This is a genomic window from Pantoea sp. NPDC088449 (assembly GCF_044753225.1).
GTDB lineage: Bacteria > Pseudomonadota > Gammaproteobacteria > Enterobacterales > Enterobacteriaceae > Pantoea > Pantoea floridensis.
The window spans coordinates 46,690-58,354 of the sequence record NZ_JBIVMT010000007.1 but is presented as its reverse complement, the minus strand read 5'-3'; the positions used below and the strand labels follow the sequence as shown (position 1 = coordinate 58,354).

Here is an 11,665-nt window from a genome sequence, read left to right as displayed (position 1 = left end):
ATGCTGAAGGCGGATTTACTCAGGGCGGCCATCGTGGCGCATCAGCCGTGGTTTGTGCAGAACCCTGACCGGCTGGAAGTGTACGTGACCAGCGGTAAAGTGATTGCCGGTGGCGGGGCTTCACCATCTTACAGCTACAGCTTTGAGCTGAACGTGCTGGCGATGGATTACCCGTATGACCTCGACAGTCTGACGATGCCGGTGCTGGGTTGGGCGCGGCGTCATCAGCCGGCACTGCTGCTGAATCCTGACCTGCGTAAAGAAGGCATCAGCTTTGATGCTGAGCTGCTCAATAACGACACGGCGGACATTCTCTATGTCATCAAAGCTAACGAAATGGTGATCGTGACCTTTGATGAGAATGGTAAGCCGCAGGCGAAGCATCGCGATGAGCCGCTTCACGAAGAGATGTTCCCGCCGAATGAGACCTGGTCTCTGCTGGCCGTCAACGACAACACCGGAGAGCCGCAAACATTGCCGGAAGGTGGCGTGAATGGCTGACGTACTGATGTTCCATGAGCTTGATGCGATTATCCGTGACGTTATCGGCGTCACCAAAGCCACCACGCGGCGCAGCATGGCGCGGCGTATTGCCGGCGACATTCGCCGCAATCAGCAAAAGCGCATCGGCAGGCAGAAGAACCCGGACGGCACGGCGTATAAAGCCCGCCGTAAAAAGAAAATCGGCACCCAGGGCGGCATTCGTTTCCTGTGGAACGGTCAGACGCGCAGCCTGCGTAACTGGCGGCACAGCAAAGGCCGTTACGGTGACCGCATGATCACCGGCTTTGATGAAGAGCGCGGCTCAATCCGCTCTTTCCTGCGTGACGACATTGAGCGTTATCTCAGCGTTGATCTGCGCCGCAGCGAGAAAACCAAAACCCGTACTGATCCGATGTTTCGCCGGCTGCGTCAGGCACGTTTCCTGAAGGCCAGCGCGTATCCGGATGCGGCAGTGGTGGGCTTTTCTGGCCGTGCTGCAGCAATTGCACGCATTCACCAGGACGGTTTAAACGACAGGGTTGCACACAACGCTACCGCGCGTTATCCGCAGCGCCAGCTGCTGGGGCTTACTGATGCTGATCTGGATGCGGTGACTGAGGCCATTACCGATGCGCTGAAGGGGGCCAGATGAATGATTTAACGCTGGCTGAGCAGTACCGGCTGCTGATGCAGTTGATCCGTTTCGGCACCGTTATTGAGGTGGATTTAGTGCAGACCGTGGCACGCGTCCAGACCGGTGAGCTACAGACGGACTGGATTCGCTGGGGTGTGGAACGTGCCGGTGATGCCGTGACGTGGTGGGCGCCCTCAGTGGGTGAGCAGGTTGTGTTGCTTGCGCCGGGCGGCGCGCTGGAGAACGCGTTTATTGCCTTCAGCCTTTACAGCGATTACGCGCTGCCGCCTGACAACGGCAAGAAAACCCACGTCACGCGCTACCCGGACGGGGCGAAGAAAAGCTATGACCCGGCCAGCGGACTGCTGAGCCTGCTCGGCATGATTTCAGGTGTGATCAGCATGAGCGACACGCTGACGCTGAATGTGAACCGCCTCGTTATCAACGCCGGCGAAACCATCATCAACGGCGAAGTGGTGCAGGGCGGCGGGTCGATGAGTTCCAACGGCATCATTGTTGATAAGCACGCGCACGACAAAGTGAAGTCGGGCGGTGATATCTCAGGAAATCCGGTATGAGCACTAACTGGCAGGGCATGAGCAGTGATGACGGTTCGTTGCTGAGCGATGAGGCGCATCTGCGCCAGTCGGTGAGCGACATTCTGATGACGCCGCTGGGCTCCCGCGTAATGCGCCGTGAGTACGGGTCTGCTCTGTTCTCTCTCATTGACCAGCCTGATAACCCGGCGACCCGTCTCAAGCTGATGTCTGCGGCTTGCATTGCGCTCTGGCGCTGGGAACCGCGACTAACGCCGGTATCGGTGACCGTTGAAACCACGGAGCAGGGTGCTGTGCAGATGCGCGTTGAAGCGCGCCGTACCGATACGTCATCAACCATTTCAACTGATATCACGCTGAGGGAGGGCTCATGAGCGGAGTTATCGACCTATCACAATTGCCGGTGCCGGATGTCGTTGAGGTGCCGGATTATGAGGCGCTGCTGGCTGAGCGCAAAGCCTATTACGTCTCGCTCTTTCCAGCCGATCGGCAGACGGCCGTGGCGCAAACGCTGGAGCTGGAATCGGAGCCGGCAGCGAAGCTGTTACAGGAAGGGTGCTATCGGGAAATTCTGCTGTGCCAGCGCATCAATGAGGCGGCAGTGGCAGGCATGGTGGCTTTTTCTGCGGGTGCTGACCTGGACAATCTGGCCGCTAACAACAACGTGAAGCGACTGGTGATTACGCCGGCAGATGAAACGGCAGTGCCGCCGGTTGAGGCGGTGCTTGAGGATGACAGTGATCTGCGCCCGCGCGTGCCGGCAGCATTTGAAGGCCTGTCAGTTGCGGGGCCGACTGCGGCCTATGAATTCCACGGACGCAGCGTCGATGGCCGCGTGCTGGACATCTCGGCGACAAGCCCGAGCCCTGCGGTGGTCGTGATCACTGTGCTGAACCGTGAAGGCGATGGCACAGCTCCGGATGATTTGCTGAGTGCAGTGAACGTTGCACTGAACGGTGAAGAGGTGCGCCCCGTGGCTGATCGTCTGGAAGTACAGAGCGCGGGTATTCAGAGCTATCAGGTAAAAGCCAAGCTGCATCTGTTTGACAACGTGGCAAGTGCCCCCTGCCTTGCAGCTTCGAAGGCAGCACTGGCGGCGTATCTGGTTGAGCAGAGAAAGCTGGGGCGCAGCGTGCGCCGGGATTCTTACAGCGCCGTGATGCGCGTGGCCGGTGTTGACTGGGTTGAGCTTGCCGAGCCAGCTGATGATCTCATTTTTGACCGTACCCAGTCCGGGAACTGTACGGCGGTTTCAATCGAGCTGGCAGCGGATGAGGTAATCACATGAGCCTGAAAAGCGGGCTGCTTCCACCGACAGCCACTGAGACAGAGATCCGCCTGGCTGAAGCGCGCAGCGGATTGAGTGCGCTCAGGGTGCCGCTGCGCGATATCTGGAATCCTTACACCTGCCACGTCTCATTACTTCCCTATCTGGCGTGGTCACGATCGGTTGATCGCTGGGATGAAGGCTGGACTGAAGCTGTAAAGCGTCAGGTCGTAATCGATGCGTTTTTTGTCCACCGCTTCAAGGGAACCATCAGCGCCATCCGCCGGGTTGTTGAGCCTTTCGGCTTTCTGATCCGGGTTAAGGAATGGTGGCTGACGGACGATGAGCCGGGAACGTTCAGGCTTGATATCGGCGTGCAGGATGAAGGGATTTCAGAGGAGACCTATCAGGAGCTTGAACGGCTTATCAGTGACGCGAAGCCGTGCAGCCGACACCTGCTGGGAATGTCTATCAATCTTCAGGTAACAGGATCGCTGCCTGTATCGGTGGCGAGCTATAGCGGCGACAGCGTGACGGTTTACCCGTATATGCCGGAATTAATTTCTGTGGGCGGGACGGCTTGGCAGGGCGGCACTGTCCACATTATCGATGAAGTTGAGGTGAACGCATGACAGTAAAGTATTTCGCAATTCTGACCAATGCAGGCGCGGCAAAACTTGCCAACGCAGCTGCGCTTGGCACTCAGGTAAAAATTACAAAAATGGGCGTTGGTGATGGTAATGGCGTTTTACCAACGCCAGACCCCGCAAAAAATGCGCTTATGCGGGAGGTGCGCCGGGCTGCACTTAATTCACTCAGTATCGACCCTGATAACGGTAATCAGATAATTGCTGAGCAGATAATCCCGGAGAGTGAGGGCGGTTGGTTCATTCGTGAAATAGGCCTTTATGATGATACGGATACACTGATTGCGGTCGCTAACTGCCCGGAAACATATAAGCCGCTTCTTGCTGAGGGGTCCGGGCGTACGCAGACTGTACGCATGATTATCATCGTCAGCAGTACTGAAAGCGTAACGCTGAAAATTGATCCGTCTGTGGTACTGGCGACGCGAAAATATGTAGATGATGCAGTGATAGAGGTTAAGGGCTACACCGACAACGTAATCAAAAAGCACGTCAATGCGTCTAACCCGCACAGTCAGTATCTGCAAATAGCGAATGCACTGAGTGAAATTAAAGATGATGCAGGCCTGATTGCCACCGTTCTCAAAAACCTTGGTTTGGGCGAAGGTGCACCCATTATCGGATCGCCGTTCCCGTGGCCGCACGCCAAAATGCCCAATGAGCTGTTTCCATCAATGGCCGGCATGGTCTTTCTGAAAAGCAACGGAGCAAGTTTCAGCGGCACGTTATATCCAAAACTGGCTCTGGCTTATCCGGGGCTGACATTGACCGATCTTCGCGGCGAGTTTATTCGCGGCTGGGATGATGGACGCGGCGTCGACTCAGGGCGTGCGCTTCTTTCTCAACAGGGCGACGCGATTCGAAACATAACCGGCAAGTTCTTGGGTTACGACTATGGTGGGGATTCAAAAGCAGCGTGGGGTGGCGCTTTCACGTACATCAATACGGCGGGTAGCACGAGTGCTGCGGGGACAGCAGGAGGAGAAGTTAATACCACTTTCGATGCATCTCTCGTAGTACCTACTGCCGTTGAGAACCGCCCGCGTAACGTGGCGTTTAACTACATTGTGAGGGCTGCATAATGGCGAAGATAACGTTAGATAAAAATGGCCTTGCTAAAGCCTCTGGCACGCTGACGGTTTTTAACTTTAGCAGCATGACCGGGGAATATACTGGTTCAACTGACGAATACCTGATGCAGGGTGTGGGGCTACCTGCCAGCGCCTGCGCAGAGGCACCGCCGCAAACGCAGGCGGGTAGCGTCCCAGTTTATCGGGACGGCGGCTGGATAATTGAAAGCGATCATCGCGGCGAAACGGTTTATTCAGTTGCAGACTGCTCAGCAACGCTCGTCATGGAGCTGGGCGACTATACGGAGGGTACTACCCCACTTGCCCCGGCAACGCCCTGGGATAAATGGGACGGGGTTAAGTGGGTAACAGATGCGGATGCGAAACTGGCCGCCGCTGTGGAGGGCGCAGCCAGACAAAAATCTGCGCTAATCAGCGAGGCAAATGGTGTTACACAGGCATGGCAGACGCAGTTGCTACTCGGAATTATTACCGAAGCGGACAAGGCTGCGCTTACCACATGGATGAAATATATTCAGAGCGTTCAGGCTATTGATGTTTCACAAGCCCCGAATATCAACTGGCCCGTAAAGCCCGCCTGAGATAAAGCCCGCACAGCAGCGGGCTTGTTTGTTACTGAGGTTTCTGCGGCCATGAGAGGGCCGGCGCTTCCTCCGTCTTCACCGCCTGCACGTCCTGCACGTATTTCATCCATGCCACGAGTGAAGATTTATCCGTATCGGTGATCATGTCTAATCGCAACTGGGTTTGCCATGCCTGCGTAATGGCGTTCGCTTCTGCGATCAGTGCGGCCTGCCGTTCCTGTGCCTCTTTGATGTCTGCCGCTTTCTCTTCCGCCGGATTGGTCACCCACTTTTCACCGTCCCATTTATCCCAGGGCGTTACCGGTTTCAGTGACGTAGTGGCTTCAGGATAATCGCCCACCACTTCAATTAGCATCGCCGCGCCGTCTGCAACTGAATAAACTGTCTCCCCACGGTGATCTGCTTCGGTAAACCAAAGGCCATTGCGGTTCACTGCAACGAATCCTTTTCCGGCAATGGGCGGCGCAGCAGCACAGGCATAAGCAGGCAGACCTACCCCTGCGGGCAGATATTCGTCGGAAGCACCTGTGAAAATGCCTGTATCAGACTCGAAACTGTAGACTGTGAGCATGCCGGCCATCTTAGCTAGCCCGTTTTCATCCAGCGCTGTTGTTTTAATTTCAGTCATTATGCAGCCCTCACAATAAAACTAAACGCCACGTTACGGGGACGGGTTTCTGCAGCTGAGCGCGCAACGCCTGCCGAATCGAATGTCACTGCAAATGCCTCCCCGCCTGTTTTTGTCAGCGCATATGTGCGTGACGGCCCTTCACTGAAAACGCCATTTGTGGACGCATGGGGGGCGGTCATGATGCCGATCCCGTTGCCTGATTCAAGCGTGCCTGTCAGGCGTTGCAGTGCATCGGCTTGCGCAGACAGCAGCGCCCGTCCGGCGTCTACGCCGCGTCCATCATCCCATCCGCGAATAAATTCACCACGCAGATCGGCGAGCTTCAGCCCCGGATAAGCCAGCGCCAGTTTCGGGTAAAGAGTGTCGCTGAAACTGGCCCCGTTACTTTTCAGAAAGACCATGCCGGCCATTGATGGAAACAGCTCATTGGGCATTTTGGCGTGCGGCCACGGGAACGGCGATCCGATAATGGGTGCACCTTCGCCCAAACCAAGGTTTTTGAGAAAGATACTCCTGGTACTGATTGGCGGCCCGCTGGCACACTTCGAGGCTTTTAACGGGATGAGTCCATGCTTATTGGCTATATCAGGGTGTCAACAAATGAACAGAATACGGATTTACAGCGTAACGCGCTGAAGAGCGCAAATTGCGACCTGATTCTGGAGGATAAAATTAGCGGGAAATCCCGTGACAGACCGGGACTCAAAAAGGCGCTGCACACGCTCGGGCAGGGAGACACTCTCGTTGTGTGGAAGCTTGACCGGCTGGGGCGCAGTATGCAGCATCTGGTTATGCTTACCGAGGAGTTGCGCGCACGAGGCGTTAACTTTCGCAGCCTGACCGATAGCATTGATACCATCACGCCCATGGGGCGATTCTTTTTCCACGTCATGGGCGCGCTTGCTGAAATGGAGCGCGAATTGATTGTTGAGAGAACGCGCGCCGGATTGGCTGCGGCGCGCTTAAAAGGGCGTATTGGCGGCAGAAAAAGAGTAATGACTGAAGAAGTAATTGCCAGGGCGGAAAGAATGCTGGTAAAGGGAGCAACATTGCATCAGGTTGCACTGGTTTTAGATGTTTCAGTTAAAACACTTTACAAGTACATTCCAGCAGCTCGGCGGCGAGAGCTTCAAAGTATGTAGTGAGAATGATAAAAGCCCGTAGGTAGCGGGCTTTATTTTATCAGGGATTCACCATCGACAATACGTCACTGATCGTTATGCTTCCCAGCCCTTCACGAATATCCTCGCTCTGCTTTTTCAGCGTCAGCGTAAATTCAATTTTCTGTGCTTTGCCGTCTTGCATAAATTCCGTGCGGTTCTCCCGGATGCTGGTAATAGCGAACATGCCGTAAATTGTGCCGGTTCCTTCTATCAGGGGCCATGCTTTGCCGCCATATGCCATCGTACGAAGTGCGGCGAGTGAAACATCACCGCCGGTAATTTCAGGGTACAGCGTACCGGTGAGCGTGATCGTATCCTCCCCCGCCCCGATGTACTGCCATTTTGCCGATTTACCGACCCGGTCATTTTTAACGTGGCGGAATTCGGTCTGCTGTTCCAGCGACTGATAAGGCGCGGTCTGGCGCATGAAAACGAACATGCCATAAATCATCATCATAAAATCACCTATTCTCTGTCACGCAGCTGGGAGCGGCGGCGGTTGTCACGTTCGCGCAGCAGGTTATCCAGCTCGCGGCGGAGGGTTGTTGCCAGGCTCTTTTCATCCATCTTAGCGCTTTCGTAAAAATTCATGGTCAGGTTGAAGACATCGCCGCCAGCTGCCGCGCTGATGGCTGCAGAGTTAAAGCCGCCCGGTTTTGACCTTGCTGCAGGTGTGATCGGAACGGGCATCGCGGCTGAAAGTGCCCGTGTTGGCCATGTCGCAATGCCGCGCACCATATCGCCTACGCGCTGGGTAATTCCGGCCATGCTCGATGCGCTGGCGTTTACTGTCGGCTCCCGCCAGTCACCCACAACCGGCATCACCGGCGGATGGTCTTTAAAGACGATGTCACCGAGCTTGTTGGGATCTCGTGCGGCTGCACTGACTTCCGTAGCGCTGTCGGCTGCGCTCTTTTTCTTTTTGCCGGGATTGATGCCTTTCAGTGAATCGTAAGTGACCTTGCCGGGAGGCGGCGCAATTACGGCACCCGGTGGCGTGGCCGGTGCGGGGATAGGCGGCTTAACCGGCGGCGTAAGAGTAGGGCCGTTTTGCGGTGCAGACTGGCCTGCTGAAATGATTGCCGGCGGTGGCTCTGGCTTCCACTCCTGCGCGACCATCTTTTTTTGCTTGGCGTCCCACACGTAAACCACTGGCGCTTTCGGCTGAGCAGGCGCGACAGCGTTCATCGTGTTGGCTACCTCCTGGGCAGCGTTGGCCGCTTCAGGAATGGCGCCTAGTTTTTTCAGAAGCCAGCCGATGCCTTCCGCCACCTTCAGGATCACACTGAGCACGCCGGAAACTGCCGTGCCCACAACCACGCCAAACGTCTGGCCGGCTTCGGTGCATTTTTTCAGGGTTTCGGCTGACGTGTTGACCGGTTCAAACAGGCTTTTGAACCAGCCCCATACGCCGGAAATCGCGGTGCCGATGCCGTCAAAAATCGGGGCCAGCGCCGCGAATGACTGTCGCACCGGCGCAAGCCCGGCCAGCAGGCCATCAAAGAAGCCGCCAAAGAAGGCTTTGATAGGCTCCCAGTATTTCCAGATGAGCAGGCCAGCGCCCACGATAGCGGCAGCAATCAGGCCGATGGGGCTAAGCAGTATGGTAAAGCCACCGCTCAGGAGGCTGATCGCACCGCGCCCAATCGCGGCGAAGCCGGAAAAGTCGCCGGCCATCGCGGTGACGGATGCTTTAACCACGGCACCCAATCCGCTGAATCCACCACTGATGAGGCTGAGTGATCCGCGTGCCATTGTCGCGAGGCCAGTGAAGCCGCCAGACATAAAGCGGAATGCGCCGCCGGCAAGTTTAGCAAGCCCGCTGAATCCTCCGGCACCGCTAAGCAGCGTCAGGCTGAGTCGCATCGCCGCAATCGGCACGATGACAGAGCCCACTGCCAGCGCAAGAGCGCCGAGAGTGGCAATGATGATGCCAATGATCGCCGCCGTTTTCATGAGTGCAGCGACCACCGCGGGATTGGCTTCAACCCACGCGCGGAAGCTTTGAGTGACTTTGGTAACGTAATTGATGATGCCCAGTGCGGGGCCGCGCAAGGTTTCCCCCAGGCTGCTAAAGCTGTTATTCATTGCCGCTTTAGCGATCAGGTACTGCGCTGAAACCGAGTCTTTATTGATATCAGACTCGCGGCGCATTGAACCTTTGGAAGCTTCGCCTTTAACTAGCCCAAGCTGGCGATAAAGTTCATCAAGGTTGTTAGCAAGTTTGGCTGCATCATCACCAAATTCTTTGCCGAAAATTTGAGTGAGAACGGATGTCTGCTTATCTGGGGCGAGTTTTTTTGTTGCCTGAAGAACAGTGATGATTGTTCCCATGGCATCAAGCGGCATCGCTTTCTGAATCTTTTCCGCACTCAGGCCAATTTCATTTAGGCCAGCCATGAAGTTCTGACTTTGAGTGGTGGCAATTGAAAGTTCGCGCACCATAGCATTGGTTGCACTGGCGGCAATTTCTGGCGGTGAGCCCAATGTAAGAAGTGTGGAGCCTAACGCGGCTGCCTGACGGTAATTCAGTTTATCGGCAATGCCACCTACGCGCTGAAGCACATCGATAATCTCAGAACCCTTAGACTTGGCGTTGTCGTCCAGGTAGTTGAGCGCATCGCCGAGCTGCTCAATGTCCTGCGTAGGGATCTTATAAAGCCCGGCAATTTTACCGAGATTTTCCGCCAGCTCGCCGGCGGGCAGGTCAAACGAAGTTGCCGCCATGGCTGCGGTTGTGGCAAAGCTCATCAGGTCGGCTTTCTGCTTAGCCCACGGATCGTCACCATTGGAAACGCCCATGCGTGCGCCTCCGGCAACCAGGGCTGCATAGTCTTCAGCACCGTTTTGCAGGGGGAGCTGTTCACTCGCTGCTTTGATGGAATTTTGTAGATCGTAATATTGAGCCGTGCGCTGGCCGTTGCCGTCCCGCAGGTCATTAACCTGTTTGGCGACATCCTTCATGGCGTCTTCCATGCTGGCGTAATTCATCAGCACTTTGACTTCAGGCGCAATAGCCACTGTGCCGGCGGCGATGGCTTTAATGCCGCCACCGGTCAGGCTGTCGCGGCGCTCTTTGGCGCGATCGTAATTAGCCTGGGCACGGCTGACCGCAGCCAGGCGGCGCTGCTGCTCGGAAAGCTGTCGGTTGTACTCACCCGTTCGACGGCTGATTTGATCGGTGGCGCTGGCACCCGTTTTCAGCACGATGCCATGGCGAACCATGGAAGAACTGAGGGCGCCCAGCTTTGCCTGCTCTTCATTCTGCGCACGCGTCAGCTGGCGAATGGCTTCAGATTGCTGCTTGAGTGCGGCGGTCTGTTCATCGGTGCGCTGTTTGGCTGGGCCGTAGCTGTCACGCAGCTCTTTAGCTTTGTTCTTGGCTTCAGCCAGCTGTTGTGTGGTCTTCTGCGCGGCGCGGGACAGGCGGTCAAAGCTTGAAGCGTTGCGCTCCATGCCTTTCAGTGAGGATTGAGTGTCACGAATCTGGGAGGCCAGCGCAGCCGCGCTTTTCTGCGCAGCGCTGGCCGGGCTGGTAAGTTTGTTTACCGCGCCAAAGGCAACGCGGATATTTAGGTTACGGTCTGTCATTCTTCGCTTCCGCTACGGGCTACCGCACGCGAATGCCATTCCATAAGCTCATTCACAGGCATGGCATCAAATGCGGACGGTGGCCAGTGAAAGATAACGGCGATATCTGCGATCAGTTCATCGGTCAGAACCGCCGGGCACTTAATTACGCGTCTGCCGCTTCGGTCGTGTTCGTCTCCGAGGACGGCGCTAAAAAATCAGCAACCTCTTTCGCCAGAGCACCAAAGTCGCGTACGTCCATCATGGTCACTTCGGCTTCAGTCAGCGCCGGGCTGGTCACGCGTGGCAGCAGCTTAATGAGGGAGTCAACGTCACTCATCATCACGTCATACAGCTTCAGGCCGCGCAGCGAGCCCGCATGTTTCATGGTTTCGGTGACAGAGATTTCTTTAACATCGCCGCTTTTGCGGATAATCGGGGTAATCAGAACAACCTTGCCCATGGCAGATATCCTTTTTTTGACCGGCAGCAGTGCCGCCGGTGAGTTAATTAAACAGGGGTAAATCAGAGGCCAATATTGGCGCGGTGCTCAGCCAGCATGTCAGTGCCGTCAACCTTCCAGATCATGTTGAGCAGGTCGATTTCAAACAATTCATCGCCGCCTACGGTGATCTTGCAGTAGGTGTTTTTCAGCGTGTATTTGTGCTGAGTGTTATCACCCTGCTTGGCTGATCCCCAGTCCATTTCAGTCACGCGTCCGCGCGTCTGAATTTCACAGGCGACAGTTTCACCGGTGGCGTCATCGGCATAGGAGCCAGCAAAACGCAGCTGTGTCCCGTCAATGTTTGCACCGTATGTTTTCAGCATCTCGGTTGATAGGCCGCCCATGGTGAGTTCCATATCCAGTGCGCCGGCTTCGAAGCCCAGGAATACAGACGCAGCGCCGACCATGCCGCCGCCCTGATATTCCTCCGTCTTGCGGGTGAGCTTGGGTGTGGTCAGCTCTTCCGCCTGTCCGAGAAAGCTCAGGCCGTTCAGGTAGGTATTAAACAGAAATAGCTTTTTGGGTAATGACAT

At 55.9% G+C, this 11,665-nt stretch carries 16 protein-coding genes; 9 read left to right on the top strand and 7 right to left on the bottom strand.

Annotated features, from left to right (window positions below; all coding sequences use genetic code 11):
- The 8 genes from ACIP6T_RS22650 to ACIP6T_RS22615 are packed head-to-tail and all read left to right on the top strand — an operon-like array spanning window position 1 to window position 5,260.
- Complete coding sequence (locus ACIP6T_RS22650) at window positions 1-501, top strand: phage tail protein (RefSeq protein ID WP_400459103.1); 501 nt, start codon at window positions 1-3, stop codon at window positions 499-501.
- Window positions 494-1,135: a phage virion morphogenesis protein gene (locus tag ACIP6T_RS22645; RefSeq protein WP_400459100.1), complete on the top strand. Its 642-nt coding sequence runs from the start codon at window positions 494-496 to the stop codon at window positions 1,133-1,135. Before ACIP6T_RS22650 ends, ACIP6T_RS22645 begins: the two co-directional genes overlap by 8 nt.
- Window positions 1,132-1,695: a phage baseplate assembly protein V gene (locus tag ACIP6T_RS22640; protein ID WP_400459097.1), complete on the top strand. Its 564-nt coding sequence runs from the start codon at window positions 1,132-1,134 to the stop codon at window positions 1,693-1,695. The genes ACIP6T_RS22645 and ACIP6T_RS22640 overlap by 4 nt, the downstream gene beginning before the upstream one ends.
- On the top strand, window positions 1,692-2,048 hold the full coding sequence (locus ACIP6T_RS22635) for a GPW/gp25 family protein (RefSeq protein WP_400459094.1): 357 nt from the start codon (window positions 1,692-1,694) through the stop codon (window positions 2,046-2,048). The genes ACIP6T_RS22640 and ACIP6T_RS22635 overlap by 4 nt, the downstream gene beginning before the upstream one ends.
- Window positions 2,045-2,962 carry a baseplate J/gp47 family protein gene (locus tag ACIP6T_RS22630; protein ID WP_400459091.1) on the top strand — a complete coding sequence of 306 codons (918 nt, stop codon included), beginning with the start codon at window positions 2,045-2,047 and terminating at the stop codon, window positions 2,960-2,962. Before ACIP6T_RS22635 ends, ACIP6T_RS22630 begins: the two co-directional genes overlap by 4 nt.
- Entirely contained in the window at window positions 2,959-3,573 is a 615-nt protein-coding gene (locus ACIP6T_RS22625; RefSeq protein WP_400459088.1) for a phage tail protein I, read from the top strand. Before ACIP6T_RS22630 ends, ACIP6T_RS22625 begins: the two co-directional genes overlap by 4 nt.
- Window positions 3,570-4,670 (top strand): phage tail protein, encoded by a 1,101-nt coding sequence (locus ACIP6T_RS22620; RefSeq protein WP_400459085.1) that lies wholly within the window; start codon window positions 3,570-3,572, stop codon window positions 4,668-4,670. The genes ACIP6T_RS22625 and ACIP6T_RS22620 overlap by 4 nt, the downstream gene beginning before the upstream one ends.
- Window positions 4,670-5,260 carry a tail fiber assembly protein gene (locus tag ACIP6T_RS22615; RefSeq protein ID WP_400459082.1) on the top strand — a complete coding sequence of 197 codons (591 nt, stop codon included), beginning with the start codon at window positions 4,670-4,672 and terminating at the stop codon, window positions 5,258-5,260. The genes ACIP6T_RS22620 and ACIP6T_RS22615 overlap by 1 nt, the downstream gene beginning before the upstream one ends.
- A 31-nt stretch (window positions 5,261-5,291) precedes the next feature.
- On the opposite strand, the gene ACIP6T_RS22610 is transcribed toward ACIP6T_RS22615, so the two are convergent.
- Together ACIP6T_RS22610 and ACIP6T_RS22605 are read right to left on the bottom strand one after the other, a co-directional pair.
- A complete protein-coding gene (locus ACIP6T_RS22610; RefSeq protein WP_400459079.1) occupies window positions 5,292-5,891 on the bottom strand; it encodes a tail fiber assembly protein in 600 nt (199 codons plus the stop codon).
- On the bottom strand, window positions 5,891-6,328 hold the full coding sequence (locus ACIP6T_RS22605; protein WP_400459076.1) for a phage tail protein: 438 nt from the start codon (window positions 6,326-6,328) through the stop codon (window positions 5,891-5,893). The genes ACIP6T_RS22610 and ACIP6T_RS22605 overlap by 1 nt, the downstream gene beginning before the upstream one ends.
- A 135-nt stretch (window positions 6,329-6,463) precedes the next feature.
- Here ACIP6T_RS22605 and ACIP6T_RS22600 point away from each other — a divergent pair, with 135 nt between their 5' ends.
- Entirely contained in the window at window positions 6,464-7,036 is a 573-nt protein-coding gene (locus ACIP6T_RS22600) for a recombinase family protein (RefSeq protein WP_400459073.1), read from the top strand.
- Between the two features lie 40 nt (window positions 7,037-7,076).
- Here the strand turns inward: ACIP6T_RS22600 and ACIP6T_RS22595 are convergent, their stop codons facing one another.
- The 5 genes from ACIP6T_RS22595 to ACIP6T_RS22575 all read right to left on the bottom strand — a co-directional run bounded on the left by ACIP6T_RS22595 (window position 7,077) and on the right by ACIP6T_RS22575 (window position 11,665).
- On the bottom strand, window positions 7,077-7,514 hold the full coding sequence (locus ACIP6T_RS22595; protein ID WP_097095632.1) for a phage tail protein: 438 nt from the start codon (window positions 7,512-7,514) through the stop codon (window positions 7,077-7,079).
- Between the two features lie 8 nt (window positions 7,515-7,522).
- A complete protein-coding gene (locus ACIP6T_RS22590; RefSeq protein WP_400459069.1) occupies window positions 7,523-10,648 on the bottom strand; it encodes a phage tail tape measure protein in 3,126 nt (1,041 codons plus the stop codon).
- Window positions 10,645-10,761, bottom strand: coding sequence for a GpE family phage tail protein (locus ACIP6T_RS22585; protein ID WP_097097625.1), 117 nt, complete (start codon window positions 10,759-10,761; stop codon window positions 10,645-10,647). The genes ACIP6T_RS22590 and ACIP6T_RS22585 overlap by 4 nt, the downstream gene beginning before the upstream one ends.
- Window positions 10,762-10,793: 32 nt before the next feature.
- Complete coding sequence (locus tag ACIP6T_RS22580) at window positions 10,794-11,090, bottom strand: phage tail assembly protein (RefSeq protein ID WP_400459066.1); 297 nt, start codon at window positions 11,088-11,090, stop codon at window positions 10,794-10,796.
- A 62-nt stretch (window positions 11,091-11,152) separates the two neighbouring features.
- Window positions 11,153-11,665 carry a phage major tail tube protein gene (locus ACIP6T_RS22575; RefSeq protein WP_400459063.1) on the bottom strand — a complete coding sequence of 171 codons (513 nt, stop codon included), beginning with the start codon at window positions 11,663-11,665 and terminating at the stop codon, window positions 11,153-11,155.